This window comes from Archangium gephyra (genome assembly GCF_049060025.1).
GTDB classification, from domain to species: domain Bacteria; phylum Myxococcota; class Myxococcia; order Myxococcales; family Myxococcaceae; genus Archangium; species Archangium gephyra_A.
In genome coordinates this window covers 981,978-1,003,633 of record NZ_JBMEQQ010000002.1, presented here as the reverse complement: position 1 = coordinate 1,003,633, position 21,656 = coordinate 981,978, and the positions used below count along the sequence as shown (strand labels likewise).

Here is a 21,656-nt window from a genome sequence, read left to right as displayed (position 1 = left end):
CAACCTCAGGTCCGCAGGGCACCGCCCAGGCGCTGGTTGACCTCGGAGATGATGCGCTGGTGGGCGGCCGTCACGTCCGCGTCGGTGAGCGTGCGCTCGGGCGAGCGGTAGCGGATGGCGTAGGCCAGGTTCTTGTGGCCCTCGGCGATGGGTTTGCCCGTGTAGACGTCGAAGATGAGGGCGTCCTCCACCAGGGGGCCACCGACCTCCAGGATGACGCGGCGGACCTCGTCGTTGCGGAGCTCCAGGGGTACCACCACGGCCAGATCCCGGAGCACCGCGGGGAAGCGCGGCAGGCCCTGGTAGGCGGGCACCAGGCGGGCGGCGGCGTACAGAGGCGCCGTGTCCACCTCGAAGACGAAGACGTCCCGGGGCAGATCCAGGGCCTTGGTGACCCGGGGGTGCAGCTCGCCCACGTGGCCCAGCACGGTGCCATCGGCCAGCTCCACCCGGGCGCAGGCGCGCGGGTGGTAGGCGGGGGCCTCGGCGGGGACGAAGCGGACGCCGTCCACGTGGAGGGCGTGCAGCACGGACTCCAGGGCGCCCTTGGCGTCATAGAAGTCCGCCCGGGCATCCTTCTGCGTCCACGTCCGCCCGCCGCGCAGGCCCCACACGAGGCCTCCCAGGCGGTGCACCTCGCGAGCGGCGGGACGCTGGCCCTGGCCACCCTCGGGGTCCTGGAAGTAGGCGCGGCCCGTCTCGTAGAGGGCCACCGACTCCACCTGGTGGCGGACGCTGCGGGAGAGGTTCTCCAGCAGGCCCGGCAGCAGGCTGGTGCGCATCACCGACTGCTCCACGCTCAGCGGGTTGAGGAGCGCCACGGGCTTGTCCTTCCCGCCCAGCACCTCCAGGGAGCGCGGCGCGACGAAGGAGTAGTTCACCACCTCGCTCAGCCCCACGCCGGAGAGGGCCTGGCGGGCACGGCGCTCGGCCTCGGAGTCGGCCGGCTCGGGGCCCAGCTCGGCGAGGCCGCGGGGCAGCTTCGCGGGGATGTTGTCGTAGCCGTAGACGCGGGCGAGTTCCTCCATGAGGTCCTCCTCGCGCTCCACGTCCACGCGGGCTCGGGGCACCTCGAAGGTGGTCTGCCCGCTCCCCTCCTCCACCTGCTGGAAGCCCAGGGTGCCGAGAATGCGGCGGCACTCGGCCTCGGGGATGGACACGCCCAGCAGCTTCTCCACGCGGCCGTAGCGCAGCGTCACGCGGCGCGGCGGTTGGGGCTGCGGGTACACGTCGATCCGGCCCGGGGCCACGGTGCCACCGGCCAGCTCGGCGATGAGGGCCGCGGCCCGGTCCACCGCCGGAATGGTGGCGTCGAGATCCACCCCGCGCTCGAAGCGGTGCGAGGCCTCGGTGTGCAGGCCGTGGCGCTTGGAGGAGCGGCGGATGCTCGAGGGCTGGAAGAAGGCGGACTCGAGCAGCACGCGCGTGGTGCCCGCGCTCACCTCGCTGTCCTGGCCGCCCATGACGCCGGCGAGGGCCTGGGCCCGGTCCCGGTCGCAGATGAGCAGGTCCTCGGGCGACAGCGCCCGCTCCTTGCCGTCGAGCGTGGTCATCTTCTCGCCCGGCTTCGCGGTGCGGACGATGATCTCCTGGCCGGCCACCTTGTCCAGGTCGAAGGCGTGCAGCGGCTGGCCGTACTCGAGGAGGACGAAGTTGGTGATGTCCACCACGTTGCTGATGGGGCGCACGCCGCACGCCTTGAGCCGGTCCTGCAGCCACTGGGGCGAGGGGCCGATCTTCACGTTCTCGATGACGCGGGCCGCGTAGCGCGGGCAGCGCACCGGGTCCTCGATGCGCACCCTGGCCTTCTCGGAGGCGGGGGCACCGGCCTCGGCGAGCTTCGGCTGGGGCGGACGCAGGGCGCCGCCCGTGGCCACGGCCACCTCGCGGGCCACGCCCAGGTGCGACAGGGCATCCGGACGGTTGGGGGTGACGTTCACCTCCAACACCACGTCATCCATCCCGAGCGCCTGGGCGATGGGCGTGCCCGGCTTCAGGTCCTGCGAGAGGATGAGCAGGCCGGAGGACTCCTCGGAGATGCCCAGTTCCTTGGCGGAGCAGAGCATGCCGAAGCTGTCCACGCCGCGCAGGGGGGCCTGCTTGATCTCCACGCCGTTGGGCAGCTTCGTGCCGATGGTGGCCAGCGGCACCTTGTCGCCGACCTTGAAGTTCTTGGCGCCGCACACCACCTGCAGCGTCTCCGGGCCGCCCATGTCGATCTTCGTCACGGACAGCTTGTCCGCGTTGGGGTGCTGGACGAACTCCTTGATCTGCCCCACCACCACGCCGCGCAGGCCCTCGCCGGGGCGCTCCAGGCCCTCGATCTCCAGACCCACGGCGGTCAGCCTGCGCGCCAGTTCGTCGACGCTCGCCGACAGCGCCACGTAGTCACCGAGCCACTTGACCGAGATCTTCATCAGAACTGCTCCAGGAAGCGCGCGTCGTTCTCGAACATCATCCGCAGGTCATCGATCCGGTAGCGCAGCATGGCGATGCGCTCCACGCCCATGCCGAACGCGTACCCGGTGACCTCGGAGGGATCGTACCCGCTGTACTTGAAGACGTTGGGGTGCACCATGCCGCTGCCGAGCACCTCCAGCCAGCCGGTCTGCTTGCAGATGCGGCAGCCCTTGCCGCCGCACGAAGTGCAGGAGATGTCCACCTCGGCCGAGGGCTCGGTGAAGGGGAAGAAGGACGGGCGAAAGCGCGTGCGCGTGTCCGAGCCGAAGAAGGCCTTCACGAAGGCATCCAGCGTGCCCTTGAGCTCGGCGAAGCTGACGTCCTTGTCCACGAGCAGGCCTTCCACCTGGTGGAACATGGGCGTGTGGGTGATGTCCGAGTCGCGCCGGTAGACGCGGCCGGGCATGACGGCGCGGAACGGAGGCTTGCGGTTGAGCATGAAGCGCACCTGCACCGGGGACGTGTGCGTGCGCAGCAGCGGCGAGCTGTCCGCCTTCTTCGTGTGGCCCAGCGAGGCCTCGTCCACGTAGAAGGTGTCCTGCATGTCGCGCGCGGGGTGATCCTTCGGGAGGTTGAGCGCCTCGAAGTTGTAGTAGTCGAGCTCGATCTCCGGCCCGTGGGCCACCTCGAAGCCGAGCCGCTGGAAGGTGCGGACGATCTCCTCCATCGTCCGGGACACCGGGTGGCGGCTGCCGGGGGTGGCGGCGCGGCCGGGCAGCGTCACGTCCAGCTTGGGGCCGCGCAGCTCGGCCTCCAGGGCCGCGTCCTCCGCGCGCTGGACGGCGTCGGCCAGGAGCTTCTCGATCTCCGCCTTGACCTGGTTGGCCACCTCGCCGAGGGCACGGCGCTCGTCGGGGGGCAGCTTGCCCATTCCTCCGAGGACACCGGACAGCTCACCCTTCTTGCCGAGGTAGCGGATTCGGAGCGCCTCGACCGCGGACGGTTCCGAGGCGACGGAGATCTCCCGCCGCGCCGCGTCCGCGAGTGCCTGCAAGCGATCTCGCATGGGGACTTCGCCTCCCTTTTCCCGGCCGGGCCGGGGCCAAAAAAAGGGCCGCCCTGGGGGGCAGCCCGTTTCAAGCTCGCGAGCGGCAGCGGCCTTCCAGGAAGACCGCGGCCCCTCACTTTCGAGGCCGGTCCGAGGGACCGGCCGTCATCACTCAGGCCGCCTTCGCGATGTTGGCGACAGCGGCAAAACCAGCGGGATCCGTGATGGCCATATCGGACAGGACCTTGCGATCCAGGGCGATCTTGTTCTTGGCCAGACCGGCGATCAGCCGCGAGTAGGACAGGCCCACGGTGCGGGCGGCCGCGTTGATGCGGACGATCCACAGCGAGCGGAAGTTCCGCTTGCGAACGGCGCGATCACGGCTGGCGTAATCGAGCGCGCGCTCCACGGCCTGGTTGGCCCGCTTGTAGCAGTTCTTGCGGCGGCCACGGTAACCCTTGGCCAGTTTCAGAATCCGATTACGACGGCGACGAGCCTTGAAACCCTTCTTGACGCGCATTGCTGACTCCTGACTGCTGCGAGGTGTTTGAAAACCCCCGGCTCCGGCTGTTCACCGCACCGACAGGGCCCTCTGTACTGCGTACGGCTAGTTCGCCCCGTAGGGGAACATCTCCTTGACGACCTTCTTGGCATCCATGTCCTTCAGATGCCCGGTGCCACGGTGCTCACGCTTGAGCTTCTGGCTCTTGGCGTGGGTGAAGAGGTGCTTACCGAAGGCCTTGCCGAACTTCACCTTGCCGGTCTTCTTCACCTGGAAGCGCTTCTTGGCGCCGCTACGGGTCTTCAACTTGGGCATGTCGCGGTTCCTTCCTTCAACTGTCACGGGCCGTCGGCTTGGAAGCCGCTAGCCAGGTCCAACTATTTCATTCCCTCGGCTTGCGCCAGAGGGCTCGTCACGGAAGCAGGCACGGGGGCCTGAGCCGCCGCCTGCCCCTCGGGCTTTCCGCCCGCCGCCACCGCCGCCACCAGCTCGTTCTTCCTACCGCCTTCGGCCTTGCCCGCCTTCTCCGCCGCCGCCGCCTGCTGCCGGGCCAGCTCCCGCGCCCGCGCCGCCACCTTCGGGTTCGGGGCGATGATCATGAACATCTGCCGCCCTTCCATCCTCGGCGTCTGCTCCACCACCGCCACGTCCTTCAAATCCTTGACCACGTCGTCCAGGATGGCCGAGCCCAGCTCCTTGTGCGTGATCTCCCGGCCACGGAACATGATCGTGACCCTGGCCTTGTTCCCCTCCTCGAGGAAGCGGCGCACATTGCGGACCTTGAACTCGTAATCATGCTCCTCGGTCTTCGGACGGAGCTTGATCTCCTTCAGGTGGACGACGACCTGCTTCTTCTTCGCTTCCGAGGCTCGCTTCTTCTCCTCATACTTGAACTTGCCGTAGTCCATGATCTTGCAGACTGGCGGCTTGGCCATGGGGTTGACCTCGACGAGGTCCATCCCCGCGGCCTGAGCCCGATCCAGTGCGGCTTCGATCGGCAGGACTCCCAACTGCTCGCCCTCGGGTCCTACGACACGGACCTCGCGAGCGCGAATACGGCGGTTCGTTCTTTGGTCGCGAGCGATGTGACTCCCTCCATCAGTGGGAGTAGGTACTCCCCTCTGAGGGGGGGCAAGATACTTGCCAGCGAGGGGGAGTCAAGGGGTGTCAATGACCCAGGCCCCCCCTGTGGGGCCTCACGGCCAGGCGGCTTCCTTCTCCAGGAGGGCCTCGAAGGCCTCCAGCTTCATGGTCTTGAGGTCCTCGCCGCCGTAGCGCCGGGGGGACACGCCCCCGCCCTCCACCTCGTTGTCGCCGATGACGAGGGTGAAGGGAATCTTCTGGAGCTGGGCGTCGCGGATCTTCGCGTTGAGGGTGAGGCCGCGCTCGTCGTAGTCGACGCGGTAGCCCTTGGCGCGGAGCTGGTCGCGCACCTGGAGGGCGTAGTCCTTCTGGCGGTCCGCCACGGTGACGAGCACGGCCTGCACGGGGGCCAGCCACGCGGGGAAGGCACCGGCGAAGTGCTCGATGAGGATGGCGATGAAGCGCTCGAAGGAGCCGTAGATGGCGCGGTGGAGCACCACGGGGCGGTGCTCGGCGTTGTCGTCACCGATGTAGGTGAGATCGAACCGCTCGGCGGCCTGATAGTCGAGCTGCATGGTGCCGAGCTGCCACTTGCGGCCGATGCTGTCGGACACGTCGAAGTCGATCTTCGGGCCGTAGAAGGCGCCGTCGCCCGGCTTGAGCTCGTACTGCAGGCCCAGGCTCTCCAGGGCCGTCTTCAGGCCGCCCTCGGCGCGGTCCCACTGCTCGTCGGTGCCGAGGCGGTTGGGGGGCCGGGTGGACAGCTTCACCGCGTAGGTGAGGCCCACCGCCTTGTAGACGCGGTCCAGGAGCTGCACGAAGCGCCGGACCTCGTCGGCGATCTGGCTCTCCATGCAGTAGATGTGGGCGTCATCCTGGGCGAACTGGCGCACGCGGGTGAGGCCACCCAGCGAGCCGGCCGCCTCGTTGCGGTGGAGCACGTCCTGGGTGTGCAGGCGCAGGGGCAGGTCGCGGTAGCTGTGCTTCTTGAAGCCGTAGTAGATGTGATGACTCGGGCAGTTCATCGGCTTCAGCGAGAAGTCATGCTCCCCGGACTCGCTGTCGAGCACGAGGAACATGTTCTCCTTGTACTTGCCCCAGTGGCCGCTCGTCTCCCACAGGCCCTTGTTGTAGAGCAGCGGGGTCTTGATCTCGACGTAGCCGGTCTCGCCCGTCAGCCGGCGCATGAAGGCGGCCAGGGTGTTGTAGAGCGTGGTGCCCTTGGGGGTCCAGAAGGCCGCGCCCGGCGAGTACGGGTGGAAGTGGAAGAGATCCAGCTCCTTGCCCAGCTTGCGGTGATCGCGCTTGCGCGCCTCCTCCTGCCGGGTGAGGTACTCCTGGAGCGCCTTCTTGTCGAAGAAGGCCGTGCCGTAGATGCGCTGGAGCATCGGGTTGCGATGGTCTCCGCGCCAGTACGCGCCGCTGGTGGACAGCAGCTTGATGACGCCGATCTTCCCGGTGCTCGGAGCGTGGGGCCCCAGGCAGAAGTCCACCCACTCGCCATGGGTGTAGAGCGTGAGCGTCTGGGCGCCCTTGGCCGCGATGTCCTTGACGATCTCGACCTTGAACTTCTCGCCCTTCTCCTCGAAGAGCTTGATCGCCTCGTCCATGGAGATCTCCGTCCGGACGAAGGGCAGGTTGCTGGCGATCTCCTTGTTGGCCTCGGCCTCGATCTTCTCCAGGTCCTCGGGCGTGAAGGGCTTCTCGCGGAAGAAGTCGTAGTAGAAGCCCTCCTCCGTCGCCGGACCGATGGTCACCTGCGTGCCGGGGAAGAGGCGCTGCACCGCGCTGGCCACCACGTGGGCGGCGTCGTGCCGGATGAGATCCAGGCCCTCGGGGCTCTTGGAGGTGAAGATCTGCAGCTTCACGTCCTCGGTGAGGGGACGCGTCAGATCCACGTCCTGGCCATTCACGCGCGCGAAAAGGGCGGCCTTGGCCAGACCGGCCCCGATGCTGTCGCGCACGAAGTCCGCGATGGTCGTGCCCCGGGGTGCCTGCTTCTGGCTGCCGTCGGGGAGGGTCACCGTGATCTGATCCGCCATGCGACACCTCGGAAACGAACGCGGGCGGCAGGCTGATCAGCCTTGCCGCCCGCAGTTGAAAACCCGTACTGAAGTGGGTCGTAGTGGGATCGAACCACTGACCCCTACCGTGTCAAGGTAGTGCTCTACCGCTGAGCTAACGACCCGTTCGCCGCCGCGACTGCCGCCGTCGAAGGTGGGCGGGGAATACGATGGGCAGCCCGGAGCTGTCAAGGAAACACCGACAGGGGCCCGTCATGTTCCCCGGCGATTTTCGATCAGCACCCGGGCCCGGGCCATCACCGCGTCGAACATGACGGGGGTGAGCCGGCCCGTCTGGGTGTTCTGCTGGCTCACGTGGTAGCAGCCCAGCAGCACCGGCGCCCCCGGCAGGGCCAGCTCGGCCCCATGCCCGAACGCGGGCCGGGGCGTGGGGATGGACACCCCTGCCCTCTCCAGCCAGGCGAGCGTCGCGTTCCAGGCAATGCCCCCCAGGGTCAGCACCACCCGGCCAGGCAGCAGGGCCATCTCCCGGTCCAGGAAGGGGGCGCACCGGACCAGTTCCTCCGGCAGGGGCTTGTTGTCCGGCGGCGCGCACTTGCACGGCGCCACGATGTAGGCCCCCGTCAGCGCGAGGCCGTCCTCCCGGTGCTCGCTCCGGGGCTGGTTGGCGAAACCCGCCCGGTGCAGCCCGGCGAAGAGGAAGTCCCCGGAACGATCCCCGGTAAACATCCGGCCCGTCCGGTTGGCCCCATGCGCCGCCGGTGCCAATCCGAGGATGACCAGCTCCGCCCCGGGGTCCCCGAAACCGGGCACCGGCCGGCCCCAATACGTCCAGTCGCGGTAGGCCCGGCGCTTCTCCCGCGCCACCTGCTCCCGCCACTCCACCAACCGGGGACACGCCCGGCAGGTGATGATCTCCTCTCGAAGGCGCGCGAGCCCCGCCGCGCCCGTTCCCGATGTCTTGCTCTTCGCCACGCCCCCTTCCCTAGCGCCCCACCCTCCCCCTCCGCCACCGTCCACTTCTCTGGACGGCTTCGGGCCGGGGGAGAGGCGGCTCAGGGGGCGGGTTGCTCGCCCGTGTAGAGGCCGGTCCGCTTGTAGCGCTCCACCACCACGCTCAGCACCACCTTGAGGATGGCCGTCGTGGGCACCGCCAGCAGGATGCCGGTGAAGCCGAACAGCTCTCCAAAGGCCAGGATCGCGATGATGACGGCCACCGACGAGAGCCCCACCTTGTCGCCCACCACCTTGGGGGTGATGAAGAGGCCCTCGGCCATCTGGCCCACCACGAAGGTGCCCGCCACCGCCGCGAGCTGCCAGGGACCCTGCCAGGACAGCATCAGCCCCAGCCCCGCCAACACCAGCCCCAGCCCCGTCCCCAGGTAGGGCACCATGTTGCCGAACCCGGCGATGACGCCGATGACGATGGCCATGTCGATGCGCGCGAACCACAGGCCCGTGCCGTAGAGCACCGAGAGGATGGCCCCCACGGTGATCTGCCCGCGCACGAAGGCGGCCAGGACGTCATCCACCTCGGAGAAGCGCCGGCTGACCAGTTCCACCGACCGGCGCGGCACCAGGCCCTTCACCAGGCTCATAAGCTGCGGATAGTCCTGGAGGAAGAAGAAGCCCAGCACCGGCACCACCAGCAGGCCCAGCAACGTGGCCACCACCCGGGCCGTGTTGCCCGCGAAGCTCGCCACCAGCCGCGCCGCCGTGGGCCCCGCGCTCTGGAGGATCTCCGAGGCCTGCGCCCCCAGCTCCGTCATGCGCTGCCTCAGCAGATCCGGCAACGGACGTCCCAGCAGCGACTCCACCTGCGGCACCACCCGCTCGCTCGCCCGGCGGAAGAAGTCCGGCAGCTTCACCGCCTCCTCCCGGAAGACGGGGATGAGGTAGAGCACCGCGCCGATCATCAGCAGCAGGCACCCGGTGAACACCACGCTCGTCCCCAGGGTCCGGTTGAGGCCCCGGCGCTCCAGGAGGGTGACCAGCGGGTTGAGCACGTACGCCATGGCGAGCGCCAGCAGCACCGGCACCGCCACGCCGCCGAACACCGACAGCAGCGCGAACACCAGCGCCAGCGAGCCCACCATCGCCGCCGACCAGGCGAAGTCCACCCGCCGGGCCTCGGCCTCGGAGAGTTCGCCCTCGGCGGGCGGCGGCTGCACGGGCACGGGAGCCGGTCCTGGCTCGGGAGGTGGCTCCGCCGCGGGCTTCACCACATGCAGGGGGGGCACCGCCGGAGCGGCCCTCGCCACTGGCGCCTTCTGCGCGCGCGCCTTGCCTTTCTTGTTGCGTCCGATGGCGTGCTCCTCCGTGTATCGCCCGGCCGGATACTAACCCGTCCTATCCGAGAAGGGGCGCACGCACCCCGGAGGCCACCCGCCAGCACACGCCCTCGAGGCCCAGGTCCCGCGCGAGCCGCTCCACCATCTGGCCATAGTGCTCCTGCACCCACTGCCGGAAATGCGCGTCCGGCACCTCGAGCACCAGGCGTCCGTCCTCCACCCCCACCGCACGGGCCTGCGCCAGCCACGTCAGCGCGTACCGCTTCCCATTGTCATGGAGCCACGTGAGGCACTCCCGCCAGCGGCGGCCGGCCTCGGTGTGGGGGGCCACGTCCACGGACAGCGCCCCGGACACTCCGGATGGCTCCTCCCGCTGGACGGGCTCGAGGTAGCGGCTCCAGACCCGCGGGGTACAGAACGCTTGCGCCGTGCACCGGGGCTCGCGGCTGCGCCCCCACTCGGAGTGGATGTACCCGCGCCAGGCGTCCAACAACCGTCCCTCGTTGCCGCCCACCTTGCTCAAGGCGCCGCGGTACCAGCTCGCCCAGCCCCTGGGCTGCTCCTCCGCGGGGAGTCCGGGAAGGGCCCGGCAGCGCTCCTCCTGACACGTCTCGAAGAAGGCCGCCGCCGCCCGGGCCGGAGACTCCTCCGTGGACGCGGAGGGTCCGGATGACGTGTCCTCGGACTCGGGGGCCCGCCATACGTCGCGGGGAGGAGACGAGGCGGGCACCATGTGCGTGCCAGGCAGCGCGAGCTGGACGGGGGTGACCTCCACCGGCGCTACGGGCACGTCCTCGTCCGAGGGCGGGGAGACGGGTGTGAGCCGTCCGCCGGATGATCCCGCCTCCCCTCCTCCTGCTGCAGTAGAAGAAGTCTTCTTCTCACTCTCCTTCTCTCTTCTCTTTCTGGAGGAGGACGTCCCGGACGTGTCCACGGGACGTCCGGCGGACGCGCCCGAGGCCTTCGCGGCACGCTCCTTCCGCTTGCGCTCGGCCTCCTTGCTCCTCTTTTCGAGGACTTGCACGTAGCGATCGCAGAGGGTGAAGCGGACGCTGTCTCCTTCCCTCACCAGAATCCCGGCGCGAAGCAGCGCGTCCCAGAAGGCTCCGGGAGCGCCCGTCCACCGGACCGCGCCCTCCACCGCCTCCTGCCACACCGCCTCGTCCGCGGACGCGTCCGCGCCGTGTCCGCCGGACAGTCCAAAGGACTCGAAGCGTCCCGACGGCAGCGCCTGCACCGCCCAGATCTGCAGCTCCACCATGGCCCCCACGAAGGCCCGGCGCTCCATCCCCAGGGTTCGAGCGGCGCACACCACGGCGAGGCTCATGGGAAAACCCACATCCACCTGCACCCAGTCCAACCCGGCCATGTCACCGCCTCCCCTGGGTCCGCCACCCGGTGTCCACGTCCCATTGCCTTGGCGCAGGCAACACAGCGCAACCCTCCTCGAACGCGAGGAGGCCGCACTGATCGGCGTGATCCATGCCCCGCGATCTGCGCCGTCCCCCCGCATCGTCTAGCCCCGCTGCCGCTGATCCGCCGGGCGCCAACGATCCGGGAGGCCCAGATACCGGCCTCCGCTCGCCATACCTGTAGCAGCCGCTACAGGGTGCTACAGGTCGTGACAGGAGCCGTCCCCTGAACGGGAGGGCTCGCGGTGGCTCACTCCGTGCCGCCGCTCTCCTGCCCCATGGACCGCAGCTTGATCGTCAGCCCCGCCCGGGCACTGCTGGGCTCGAAGTACGTGGTGTACGGCCAATAGCCGTCCTTCTTCACGTCGATGCGGTGCAGCCCCAGGCCCACCTGCAACCCTTTCGGCTTGCCACCGAAGTCGGTGCACACGCCCTGGACCACTCCGTCCAGGTACACCTCGGCGTCCTCGGGCTCGCACCGCAGCAGCAGGTTGCCGTTGCGCGAGCGCATGGCGCGCATCAGCTCGCGCGCCCGGTCCGCCGCCGGGGAGTCCACCTGCTCGGGACCCGAGGCACACCCGAGCACGAGCCCCACCACGGCCAGCCACCCGAGACTCCGCTCCGTCTTCATCCAGGTCATCGCGCGCATCTACCGGATGAGGATCGCCACCCGGCCCTCGGCCAGGAGGTGCGGGTCCAGCCCCGCGAGCGCCTTCGCCGCGTCCGGCCCCAGCAGCAGATCCGAGCCCTGGAGCCGCGCCGCCTCGATCACCAGCGGCTTCGCGCCCACCAGCTCCGACTTCCGGGCCGCCTCGAGGCTCTTGAAGAAGCCCGCCACGCCCGTGCTCTTCCGGGTCTCGGCGGACAGCGTCTCCACGCCATAGAGGGGCTGGCCCGCTTCATCGAGCACCCGGGGCGCCAGCACCGGCGTCATGCCCAGCTTGCGCGCGTCCACCACCAGCCCGGTGTGCTTCGCCTTCTTCTCCGCCGGCTTCTTCTCGGCCGGCCTGGTCTCCGCGGGAGCAGCGGCGGTGCCCGTGGGCGCCGGAGTCATCAGCACCGAGGTCAACGCCCCGAGCGGCACCTCCACCTCCATCTGCACGCCGCTATCGGAGAAGTAGCGCTTCTGGACGACCGTGTAGCCGCGCAGCACGTCCTCGACCTGGCGGCGCGTCTCCTCGCGGGCCATCTCCTCGCCCACGGTCCTGTCCGCGCGCAGGCGCAAACCCTTCGCCTGCTCCAGCAGCTCCCCGAAGGCGTCCTCCTTCGCCGAGCGCTCCGCGCCCAACCTCGCCTGGGACGGGTTGGAGGCCTTCACGTCCGGAGGACCGTCCCCCGTCACCCGGAGCACCTGCCGCTGCCAATCCACCCCGTTGCCCTGCGCCAGTGCCGACAGCGGAACCGCCAGCACGAGCGCCCACAGTGCACGCCTCACGTGAATCCTCCCCTCTCCCGATTCGGAGAACCGGATTCAACCGGCCGGTTCCGAGCCAGGTCAAGGAAGGCCCGCCCGCCTGCTCGCCAAAGGAGCGCGGCTCAGTGCGCCTGCGTGCTGCGTGTCACGTAGTCATCAATCAACCGGCGGTGCCGCTGGGTGAGCAGCGTGAAGCGCACACCCGAGCGCTCATCCTCGCTCGCCCCGGCCTCCACCCACTCGCGCACCACCTCGCCCTCGGCGTAGATGACCTCTTCCGAGCCGGGGAGCTGGAACTGGAGCCCCACGCGCCGGGTGTCCTGCTCGGGCTCGAGCAGGCGCGCCAGGCTCACCCCCTCCTGGCTGATGTCGGCGGCACGCGCCATGTACGGCACGCCCCCCATGTACTTGTTCAAGTAGATGTCGAGGGGAACCCGCGCGTTCTTCCGCTTGTCGCTCATCTCTCGCCCTCCCGGTGGCCGAGACCGCTACAGCACGCTTCAGCGCCGCAGCAACCTGTCGCGAGCGTAGGAGCATCTGGCCGGGGGGCAAGAAAACGGCCAACGGGAAGAGATGGGCGGACCTATTGTTCCGCTGCCATTGAGAAAGGCGGAGACACATGAGATTGGGATTGCTGGCCGCGGTACTGCTCGCCCTCACCGGGCTCCAGGCGAACGCGCAGGAGCTCAAGAGCGAGGATGACAAGACGGTCTACGCGCTCGGGCTGTCGCTCGGGCGGACCATCAAGATCTTCGATCTGAGCCCGGCGGAGATCGAGATCGTCAAGAAGGGCATGACGGACGCGCTCACGGGCGCCACGCCCGCGGTGGATCTGGAGCAGTACGGGCGCAGGCTGACGCCGCTCGCCAATAGCAGGCAGGAGCGGGCCGGGCAGAAGTTCCTGGAGACCACCGCCAAGGAGAAGGGCGCCACGAAGCTGCCCTCGGGCGTCGTCTACAAGGAGCTCAAGGCCGGCACCGGCGCGAGCCCCAAGGCGAGCGACAAGGTGCGGGTGCACTACCGCGGCACCCTCATCAACGGCACCGAGTTCGACAGCTCCTACAAGGGCGATCCCGTCGAGTTCGGCCTCACCCAGGTCATCCAGTGCTGGACCGAGGGCGTGCAGAAGATGAAGGTGGGCGGCAAGGCCCAGCTCGTGTGCCCGGCGAAGACGGGCTACGGCGCGGCGGGCTCGCCTCCGCGAATCCCGTCCAACGCCACCCTGGTGTTCGACATCGAGCTGCTCGGCATCGACGGCCAGGGCGCGGACGTGCCCCGGGCGGACCCGCAGCCGAAGAAGTAGACGTTCCAGAAGTCCCGGGGTGAGGGGCGGGCCGTCCGTCCCCCACTCCGGTCCAGCCATGGGCTCAGGCGGCCTCGAGCATCGGAACCCGCGGCTCCTCCTGCTGCTCGAGCGGCGTCTGGCCACCCGCGGCCCGGGCAGAGGCCCACCGCGTCACCAGCACGGCGTAGACGAGGTCCACCAGGAAGATGGACGCGGAGAGGAAGTGCAGGAAGGACAGGCTGGGCAGCCAGGGCTCGGCCAGGCCGATGACGTAGTGACACTCGATGGACGTGCCGAGCGTCCCCACCAGCTTGCACCACGCCGCCGGCACCGACAGCCCGCGCCCTCCCTGGTGGCGGCGCTCGAAGAAGAAGAAGACGAAGGTCACGCTCATGACGAGGTTGATCATGAACGCGCCCACCAGCGCGAGGATGTCCCGGTACTGGAGATAGAAGGTGTAGAGCCCGATGCCCCCCAGCACCGTGGTGACCACCACGATCGGGTAGAAGTAGTTGCGCACCTCGGGGATGCGCTGCAACGAGGCCCCGTAGCGCAGCAACTGGTAGACGATGACCACGTCCACGAAGAACCAGATGCGGTCGAACGCAAGCCACAGCGGCACGGGATTCGGGATGACCCAGGACGCCAGGAACTCCCAAGCGAAGTTCAGGCAGATGGCGATCAGGGGCAACCCGTAGGCCCTATCCTTGAATCCCTGCCGGATGGCGAAGACGTAGGCGATGATCCAGAAGACGCAGCCAATCTCCCCGACGATGTTGAACCAGGAGAAGGGATCAAAGGCTCGCGGGTCTACACCCGCCGTCAGTGCGTTCAGTTCAGCGGAGGTCAAGAGCTTTCTCGCCAGAATGGGCCCCAATGTTTACTTGGAGGCCCGATGACTTGAGAGCAATACAGCATCAGGCTGACACTGAACACGAGGGATTGCCCCCGTGACCCTCAACGGGCGAGCGCGGCCTCGGTGGCCCTCAGCAGCGGCCCGGCGCTCACCGGCGCTCCCGTGGCGTTCGTCATCCACACGTCCGGCGTCAGCGCGCCCTGGCTCGCCATCCGCTCGAACTCCGCTCCCAGGTTGCCCGCCTTCTTCAGGTGCTCCTCGATCTGGAAGGCGATCAGGTGCCCCAGCGGATAGTCCGTCAGGTACAGGGGATAGGAGATCATGTGGCTGTAGATGCCGAGCAGCGGCGTGCCCTGCCCTCCCAGCACCGGCGCGTAGTACCGGTCCCACGTCTCCCGGGCGATGCGCACCACCGCCTCACGCAACTGCGCGGGCGTGGCATCCGGGTGCTCGTACAGCCAGTGCCACACCGCGAGGTCCACCAGCGCCACCCCGGCGATCTCCCACGTCTGCCAGAAGTCGTTGAGCACCCGCTCGCGCTCGCTGGCCGCGTCGGGCTTCGCCTGTCCCAGCAGCTCGAGGTCCCTCGCCTGGAAGACGAAGGCCAGCGCCTCGGTGAAGGCGTTGTTGGGCACCCCCGCCAGCAGCGTGTGGTCCACCGCGTAGAGCGAGAACACCTGCTCCACGTTGTGCCCCAACTCGTGCACCGCGATGTTGTAGCCCTTGTAATCCATGCCCTTGGGGCCCACCCGCGTGCGCAGCCGGGGGAAGTCCCCGCGCCGCATCGCCTGCATCGCGTGCCCCGCCCCGCGCGAGGGATCCACCCGGATGTGCGCCGCCAGGAAGGCCGCCTTCTCCTTCGAGAAGCCCAGCCCCTGGAGGATGCGCGGCATGTCCTTGGCGAAGGCGTCCGCCGTCGGGTAGCGCTGGCGCGTCAGCGTGTTCAGATCCTCCTCGGACAGCCTCCCGCCCGACTTGAAACCGGCGTACCACAGGTCCTGCGGCTCCAGCTTCCGCCCCAGCCGTGATTCGATCTCCTTCGCCACCCTCGGCACCAGCGGTGACGTCAGCACCTGCTCCAGCAACGCCTTCACCCGGGCCTCGGGCAGCTCGCGTCCCAGCTCGAAGCTGCGCGCGATCGCCGTGGGCGCCACCGGCACGTACGGATCCTCCATCCGCGCCGCGTGGAATTGCGCCAGCAGCTTCGCGTAGCGCACGTCCTCCTCGCGCTTGCCGTCCAGCACCACCGGGCGCCGGGGCGCCTCCTCCTCCACCTCCGCGGCCGGCGCCGCCTTCACCTCGTTGGTGAAGGGATTCCAGTCCACCCGCGGGTTGTCGATCACCGCCGCGGGGATCTCCTGCGTCACGATGCGCTCCATCACCTTGACGATCATCCGCTGCTTCGCCAGCCCCTCGGGATCCGCGTACCGGGACTTCAGCTCGTCGCGCAGGTTCCAGTGGCTGATCAGCCCCCGCCCCGAGGGGAAGAGCCGGCGGCCCTGCTCATCCAGCAGGTGGTGCATCCAGATGTTGTACTCGGCGATGTAGAGGTCCGCGTCCGCGCTCGCGCGCGTGGAGGCCTGCCGCACCTCGGCGGGCACGCGGCGGCTGAAGCGGCCGGTGAGCCGGGCCTCGGCCCACTGGCGGCGCGTGTAACCGGGGCCCTTCTCCATCCGCTCGGCCAGCGTGGTGAGCGGGAAGTTGAGCAGCGCCACGAAGGCCGCCTTCGCCCGGAAGAGATCCTCGGTGACGTGTGCACTCGGATCATACGCGGCCAGCAGCGGATCCACCGGCAGCAGCGGCCCGAGGTCCAGGTCCGTGGGCCGCCGCAGCTCCCGGCTGATCTCATACAGGTGGCCGTCGAGCTGCTCGAAGGCCGTCTCCAGCCGGGCCAGGGTGGCGTCGAGCTGCTTCTCGTCGGCGATGAAGTGCTCGCGCGCGAAGGCGGCCAGGTCCCCATCCTCCTCGCGCCAGAGCGCGGCCACCTGCTCCACGCCCCGCTCGATGCGGGCCCGCTGCGCCTCGCCATGACGGGAGACGAGCCCGGCCTTCAGGGCGGGGAGAGCGGCGGTGTGCTTCATGGGACGGGCCTCCGCGGGCGGAGCACCCGCCTGGACATGGGGCTGGCCGGACGCGCAGCCGAGCACGGTGAGCAGCGGAAACAACGCGGCACGCTTCAAGAGAAACCGGGACGGAGAGAGGGACACGCGAGGACTCCAGACATGAAAAAGGGCCCGGCCCCAGCGGGTCGGACCCTTTTCAGGAACAACGGACGAAGACAGGCGGGATTACGCCGCGCGGACGTTCTGCGCCTGCAGGCCCTTGGGGCCCTTGGTCACTTCGAACTCCACGCGCTGGCCCTCGGCCAGGGTGCGGAAGCCATCCATGTTGATCGCGGAGTGGTGGCAGAACACGTCCTCGCCACCGCCATCCTGCGTGATGAATCCGAAGCCCTTCGCATCGTTGAACCACTTCACGGTACCAGTTGCCATTCGCTCTTCTTCTTTCAGACAGACGGGCGCGGAAATCTGCCGCCCGCACCTGGCTGGTCGAGGCCCAACCAGGCGATCACGAATTTAAGCGGGGCCATCCACCGTGTCCACTCCCGGAGGGCCCTACCAGCCGCACTTCTGGCCCTTGTTCTGCTCCTGCAGCCAGGTGCGCAGCGGGGCGAAATACTCCAGCATCGCCGAGGCATCCATCTCCCGCTGGCCGGTGAGGGCCTGGAGCGCGTCGGGCCAGGGCTTGCTGGCACCCATCTCCAGCATGGCCTGGAGCCGCTGACCGGCCTCCTTGTTGCCGTAGATGGAGCACTCGTGGAGGGCTCCCTTCTGGCCGGCGGCCTGGCAGAGCGCGCGGTGGAACTGGAACTGGAGGATGCGCGCCAGGAAGTAGCGCGTGTACGGGACGTTGGCGGGGACGTGGTACTTGGCGCCCGGATCGAAGTCGTTCTCGGAGCGCTCCACCGGCGCGCGCACGCCCTGGTACTTCTCGCGCAGCGCCCACCAGGCCTTGTTGTAGTCCTCCGGCTTCACCCGCCCGGACAGCACCTCCCAGCGCCACTGATCCACCAGCAGGCCGAAGGGCAGGAAGGCCACCTTCTCCATGGCGTCCTTCATCTGCAGGTTGATGAGGCCCTTGTCCCCCTTGGGCACTTCCTTCAACAGGCCCGCCTGCTTGAGGTAGCCCGGGGTGATGGAGAGCGTGAGCGCGTCGCCCACGGCCTCGTGGAAGCCGTCATGGGCGCCCGCCTGATAGAGCACCGGGAGCTTGTAGTAGTACGTGTAGTAGTAGTTGTGGCCCAGCTCGTGGTGGATGGTGACCAGATCCTCCTCGGTGGGCTTGATGCACATCTTGATGCGCAGATCGTTGTCGTAGGTGATGTCCCAGGCGCTGGCGTGGCACACCACCTCGCGGTCGCGCGGCTTGGTGAACTGCGAGCGCTCCCAGAATGTCTGCGGCAGCGGCTTGAGCCCCAGCGAGGTGAAGAAGTTCTCGCCCATCTTCACCATGCGGAGGGCGTCGTAGTTCTGCCGCTTCAGCTCGGCGTCCACGTCCAGGCTGGGCTGCCCCTTGTAGGGCTCCACCAGGTTGTAGATGTTGTTCCACTCCTGGGCCCACATGTTGCCGAGCAGGTGCGCGGGGATGGCCTTGCCCGCGGGCACCTTGTCCTCGCCGTACTGCCTGGCCAGCCGGGCCCGCACGTAGCAGTGCAGATCGTCATAGAGGGGCTTCACCTGCCCCCACAGCCGCTGGGCCTCCTTCTCGAAGGCCTCGGGCGGCATGTCGTAGTTGGAGCGCCAGAGCGAGCCCGTGTCCGCGAAGCCGATCTCCTGGGCCCCCTCGTTGGAGAGCTGCACCAGCCGCTGGTAGAGCGGGCGCATCGGCGGCGAGATGCCGTGCCAGCCCGTCCAGGCCTCCAGCAGCTCGTCGTAGTTGCGGCTCCTGGCCATCACATCGGACAGCTCGCCCAGGTCCTTGCACTGGCCCTTGCCGTCCTTGCCGCAGTACTTGCCCTTGCCGTAGATGCCCTCGAGCTTCGCGGCGATGCCCGCCAGCTCCGCGCGCTTCTGCGCATCGCTCGGCGCGGGCAGCGCGGAGGACACGCGCAGCAGGTGCAGCGTGCGCGCGGTGTCGGCGTCCAGCCCCTGCACGTCCTTGAAGCGCGCCGCCTCCTTGATGGCCTGGTTGACGTAGCCGAGCACCTCCTCGTTCACCAGGGCCGCGTTGCGCTCGGTGTCATCGGTGATGTGCGTGGCCTTGATCCACTCGGCGGTGGCCTGCCGCGTCCACAGCCGCTTGAGCTCCTCGTTCACGCGGGTGGCGAACTGGCGCGCGTCCTCGGCCGTGGGCTGCGCGGCCGCGGCGGGCTTCTGAGGCTCCGCGGCGGGCGGCGAGGCGTTCGTCGCCGCGGGAGAACCGGCGGTGGTGCCATGCGCCGAGGGCGCACAGCCAGGGGTGGCGATGAGCGGAACGACCACGAGGGCCGCACGCAGGAGGGACTTGACGGGAGAGGTGCTGTTCATGGCGGGGCGAACCGTAGAGGAAGGCCCTCGGGAAACGCACCTGCAAAGTGACGGGGTGTTACGGAGCTGGCGCGGAGGGCGACAGAGCCGAGGCTTCTTGACGCAGTGCGAAGAGCGCCAGATCCTTGTCCTTCGCCTCCAGCATCAGGTCCGCCGGGCCGTCCAGCGCCGCCACCACCGCCCGGAAGTCCGCCGGGTCGATGCGGTCCGCGTGCGCCCCCGGCCTGCCCTCCGGCTTCTGGCTCGCCAGGTGGAACTTGGGCCGCAAGTCCAACGCGCGCCACGAGGCCGCCGATTCGCGCAGCAGTTCCTCCAGTGGCATCTCGGGAGTGGAGGGCTCGATGGCGTTGTGCAGGTTGTCCGCGAGCCACGGCAGTCCATGCTCCCGGGCCAGCGGGGCGACCTCGCGCGCGCTCCAGATCTTGTCGTCGTGCTCGATGACGATCCGGTTGCGCAGCTCCTCGGGCATGGCGTCCAGCATGCGGCGCGCGTTGTCCAGCGCCTCGGGACGGCTCGGCGCGGCCCCCCCGAGATGCAGGACCACCCGCGCCTCGGGCCCCTGTCCGAGCAGATCCAACACCCGAGCGCCATAGCGCAGCTCGGCGAGCGCGGCATCGCGCACCCGCTGGTGCACGGACGTCAGCGAGGCCGCCGCGGGCGAGGGATGCAGGGACAAGCGCTGGCGCGAGCGCCGGGCGATGTGACCGAGCCGATCGAAGTCGCGCGCCCGCGTCTTCCACCACTCGAGCGTGTTGACGGGATGCGAGCCGAACGGGATGAGCGACGAGCCGATGCGGAACAGTTCGATGCCGCGCGCCTCGTTGAAGAGGAGGATCTGCTCGAGGCTCGGAGAGGTTCAGCTCGATGAGCTCCTCCAGCCGCTGGGGCGTGGCACCGGCCAGCCGGCAGGTGTGGCTGGCCCCCAGGCCGAGCGAGAGGCAGTTGGCGACATAGCCGAGACGGTAGGTAGAAAGTCCTTCTTGCACCCCTCTAGGATTCGTACGGGGAGCGAAACGTCGCACCACCCGGCCGAACCCGCCCGATGGGCACCCGGCCCACCTTCCCCACCCTCGAGCCCCCACCTCCCTCGCCCTCCGGGAGAGGGCTGGGGTGAGGGTATCGGGCCTCCCGGGTTGAGCCCCTGAGGAGGGCCCGTGATAAGAGGGGCCCCGATGTCCCTGCTCCACCGCGCCCTCCCCGCCCTGCTGCTGACCTCCCTGCTCGCCTGTGGTCCGAGCGGCCCCGACGACTGCTCCCGTTACGGCATCTCGCTCTCTCCACCGCCCGCGAGCGCAAGGCACCTCACGTGCTCGAGCACCGCGTGTGGAGACGGCCAGAACCCGCCCACGAGTGGAGACCACTGCAGCAGCACCCTGTCCTGCCGGGTCCACGACACCGAGCAGAACCGGTGCGTGTGGCTGCACAACCTGGAGCACGGGCACGCGGTCTTCCTCTACAACTGCCCCGAGGGCTGCCCGGACATCGTCGCCACCCTGGCCTCCCTGCGGCAGGAGGCGAAGGCCGGCGGCAACGGCGTGATTCGCGCCATCGTCGCCCCGGACTCGCGGATTCCCACGCGCGTGGCCGCCGTCCTGTGGCGGCGCTCCTGGGGTGGAGACGCGCCGGACGCGGACGCCATCCGCTGCCTGATGCAGCACCAGGACGCCGAAGCCCCCGAACCCGAGCTCGCCTGCCTGCCATGAGCACCGCCCCCACCTCCGAGCGCGTCCGCGCCATCGACTGGCTGCGCGGCATCGCCGTGCTGTTCATGGTCCAGTGCCACGCGCTGGTGCTGCTGACCCCCGAGCTGCGCCAGAGCAAGACGACGAAGTACCTGCTCATGCTCGACGGGCTGGTGGCCCCGGCCTTCCTCTTCTCCGCGGGCTTCGCGCTCGCGCTGCTGCTGGTCCGCAGCGCCTCGAGCGGCAAACAGCTCGATCGGCTCGGGCGCAACCTGCGCCGGGCCCTGCAGGTGCTCGGCGTGGCCACGCTGGTCAACTGGATGTGGTTCCCCCTCTTCCGGGAGCCGAAGTGGCTGGTGCGCCTGGACATCCTCCACTGCGTGGGGCTGTCGCTGCTGCTCGTCCTGCCCGTGGCGGTCTGGCTGGCCTCTCGTCCCCGGGTGCTGCGGGGCGTGGCGCTGGCGCTGGCGCTCATCGTCTTCTTCCTCTCGCCGCTGGGCGAGGCCGTGCAGGGGCCGTGGGCCTACGTGCTCAACAAGTCCACCGGGGCCGTCTTCCCCCTGCTGCCGTGGCTCGGCTTCACCTGGCTCGGAGCGTACGCGGGGACGGTGGCCGGCGAGCAGGGCCGCGCGGGGCTCGTCCGGGCCCTGCAATTCCTCATCGGGCTCGGGCTCGCCGGCTGGCTGGCGGCGGAGCCCCTGCGGAATCTGTACCCGGAGCACCGCTTCTTCGTCACCAACCCCTCCAACGCGGCCGAGCGATGGATGTGGGTGAGCCTCGTGCTGCTCGGGCTGATGGCGCTGGAGCGGCGGACGGCCTCGAATGCCGAGCCCTCCCGGGTGCGCCGCTTCGTGGAGACGTTCGGCACGGCGTCCATGTCCGCGTACTTCTTCCACGAGGCGCTGCTGTACTTCCACATCTTCGGCTTCTCCTTCGAGAAGGTGTGGGGCGGCCGCAGCGGCTGGGGCCAGTACGCGCTGCTGACGGGGGTGCTCATCGCCGTGACGTACGGACTGTGCGTGGGGCTGGATGCGGCCCGGAACGCCGTGCGCCGGGCGGGCCGGTTCCTCGTGGAGACGCTCTCCGGGGCCTTCGGGGAAAAAATCGCGCGGACTGAATAAACCCAAATCGAG

At 69.1% G+C, this 21,656-nt stretch carries 20 protein-coding genes and 1 tRNA gene; 3 read left to right on the top strand and 18 right to left on the bottom strand.

Going from position 1 to position 21,656, the window contains the following annotated elements; translation table 11 throughout:
* Positions 1–5: 5 nt before the first annotated feature.
* The 13 genes from pheT to ACN28I_RS04490 all read right to left on the bottom strand — a co-directional run bounded on the left by pheT (position 6) and on the right by ACN28I_RS04490 (position 12,635).
* Positions 6–2,417, bottom strand: coding sequence for a phenylalanine--tRNA ligase subunit beta (gene pheT / locus ACN28I_RS04550; RefSeq protein ID WP_420940918.1), 2,412 nt, complete (start codon positions 2,415–2,417; stop codon positions 6–8).
* Complete coding sequence (pheS, locus tag ACN28I_RS04545) at positions 2,417–3,466, bottom strand: phenylalanine--tRNA ligase subunit alpha (RefSeq protein WP_420940917.1); 1,050 nt, start codon at positions 3,464–3,466, stop codon at positions 2,417–2,419. Before pheS ends, pheT begins: the two co-directional genes overlap by 1 nt.
* A 154-nt stretch (positions 3,467–3,620) precedes the next feature.
* The gene (gene rplT / locus ACN28I_RS04540) at positions 3,621–3,968 is read right to left on the bottom strand and encodes a 50S ribosomal protein L20 (RefSeq protein ID WP_420940916.1); all 348 of its coding nucleotides are present in this window, start codon (positions 3,966–3,968) and stop codon (positions 3,621–3,623) included.
* 87 nt (positions 3,969–4,055) lie between these two features.
* Positions 4,056–4,265 carry a 50S ribosomal protein L35 gene (rpmI, locus tag ACN28I_RS04535; protein ID WP_420940915.1) on the bottom strand — a complete coding sequence of 70 codons (210 nt, stop codon included), beginning with the start codon at positions 4,263–4,265 and terminating at the stop codon, positions 4,056–4,058.
* A 62-nt stretch (positions 4,266–4,327) separates the two neighbouring features.
* On the bottom strand, positions 4,328–5,035 hold the full coding sequence (gene infC / locus ACN28I_RS04530) for a translation initiation factor IF-3 (protein WP_420948565.1): 708 nt from the start codon (positions 5,033–5,035) through the stop codon (positions 4,328–4,330).
* 111 nt (positions 5,036–5,146) lie between these two features.
* The gene (gene thrS / locus ACN28I_RS04525; RefSeq protein ID WP_420940914.1) at positions 5,147–7,075 is read right to left on the bottom strand and encodes a threonine--tRNA ligase; all 1,929 of its coding nucleotides are present in this window, start codon (positions 7,073–7,075) and stop codon (positions 5,147–5,149) included.
* Positions 7,076–7,149: 74 nt separating this feature from the next.
* Positions 7,150–7,221: transfer RNA gene (locus ACN28I_RS04520), tRNA-Val, on the bottom strand.
* 88 nt (positions 7,222–7,309) lie between these two features.
* Positions 7,310–8,032 carry a uracil-DNA glycosylase gene (locus ACN28I_RS04515; protein WP_420940913.1) on the bottom strand — a complete coding sequence of 241 codons (723 nt, stop codon included), beginning with the start codon at positions 8,030–8,032 and terminating at the stop codon, positions 7,310–7,312.
* 80 nt (positions 8,033–8,112) lie between these two features.
* Entirely contained in the window at positions 8,113–9,297 is a 1,185-nt protein-coding gene (locus ACN28I_RS04510; RefSeq protein ID WP_420940912.1) for an AI-2E family transporter, read from the bottom strand.
* A gap of 109 nt (positions 9,298–9,406) precedes the next feature.
* Positions 9,407–10,717 (bottom strand): DnaA N-terminal domain-containing protein, encoded by a 1,311-nt coding sequence (locus ACN28I_RS04505; protein WP_420940911.1) that lies wholly within the window; start codon positions 10,715–10,717, stop codon positions 9,407–9,409.
* Between the two features lie 293 nt (positions 10,718–11,010).
* Positions 11,011–11,400 (bottom strand): PEGA domain-containing protein, encoded by a 390-nt coding sequence (locus ACN28I_RS04500; RefSeq protein WP_420940910.1) that lies wholly within the window; start codon positions 11,398–11,400, stop codon positions 11,011–11,013.
* A 9-nt stretch (positions 11,401–11,409) separates the two neighbouring features.
* Positions 11,410–12,195, bottom strand: a complete 786-nt coding sequence (locus ACN28I_RS04495) for a hypothetical protein (RefSeq protein WP_420940909.1) — start codon at positions 12,193–12,195, stop codon at positions 11,410–11,412.
* Between the two features lie 101 nt (positions 12,196–12,296).
* Positions 12,297–12,635, bottom strand: a complete 339-nt coding sequence (locus tag ACN28I_RS04490; protein WP_420940908.1) for a PilZ domain-containing protein — start codon at positions 12,633–12,635, stop codon at positions 12,297–12,299.
* A 158-nt stretch (positions 12,636–12,793) separates the two neighbouring features.
* Here ACN28I_RS04490 and ACN28I_RS04485 point away from each other — a divergent pair, with 158 nt between their 5' ends.
* Positions 12,794–13,477: an FKBP-type peptidyl-prolyl cis-trans isomerase gene (locus ACN28I_RS04485; protein WP_420940907.1), complete on the top strand. Its 684-nt coding sequence runs from the start codon at positions 12,794–12,796 to the stop codon at positions 13,475–13,477.
* A gap of 64 nt (positions 13,478–13,541) precedes the next feature.
* Here the strand turns inward: ACN28I_RS04485 and ACN28I_RS04480 are convergent, their stop codons facing one another.
* The 5 genes from ACN28I_RS04480 to ACN28I_RS04460 form a co-directional block, all read right to left on the bottom strand.
* Positions 13,542–14,309 (bottom strand): hypothetical protein, encoded by a 768-nt coding sequence (locus tag ACN28I_RS04480; RefSeq protein ID WP_420940906.1) that lies wholly within the window; start codon positions 14,307–14,309, stop codon positions 13,542–13,544.
* A gap of 107 nt (positions 14,310–14,416) precedes the next feature.
* Positions 14,417–16,396 carry a hypothetical protein gene (locus tag ACN28I_RS04475; protein WP_420948564.1) on the bottom strand — a complete coding sequence of 660 codons (1,980 nt, stop codon included), beginning with the start codon at positions 16,394–16,396 and terminating at the stop codon, positions 14,417–14,419.
* Between the two features lie 207 nt (positions 16,397–16,603).
* Positions 16,604–16,807, bottom strand: a complete 204-nt coding sequence (locus ACN28I_RS04470; RefSeq protein WP_267537289.1) for a cold-shock protein — start codon at positions 16,805–16,807, stop codon at positions 16,604–16,606.
* Positions 16,808–16,930: 123 nt separating this feature from the next.
* A complete protein-coding gene (locus ACN28I_RS04465) occupies positions 16,931–18,841 on the bottom strand; it encodes a M2 family metallopeptidase (protein WP_420940905.1) in 1,911 nt (636 codons plus the stop codon).
* Positions 18,842–18,899: 58 nt separating this feature from the next.
* Positions 18,900–19,619, bottom strand: a complete 720-nt coding sequence (locus tag ACN28I_RS04460) for a UV DNA damage repair endonuclease UvsE (RefSeq protein WP_420948563.1) — start codon at positions 19,617–19,619, stop codon at positions 18,900–18,902.
* Positions 19,620–20,013: 394 nt separating this feature from the next.
* Between ACN28I_RS04460 and ACN28I_RS04455 the strand changes: the two genes are divergently transcribed.
* The gene (locus ACN28I_RS04455) at positions 20,014–20,544 is read left to right on the top strand and encodes a DUF3105 domain-containing protein (RefSeq protein ID WP_420940904.1); all 531 of its coding nucleotides are present in this window, start codon (positions 20,014–20,016) and stop codon (positions 20,542–20,544) included.
* Positions 20,541–21,644, top strand: a complete 1,104-nt coding sequence (locus ACN28I_RS04450) for a heparan-alpha-glucosaminide N-acetyltransferase domain-containing protein (protein WP_420940903.1) — start codon at positions 20,541–20,543, stop codon at positions 21,642–21,644. Before ACN28I_RS04455 ends, ACN28I_RS04450 begins: the two co-directional genes overlap by 4 nt.
* The last annotated feature ends 12 nt before the right edge of the window (positions 21,645–21,656 follow it).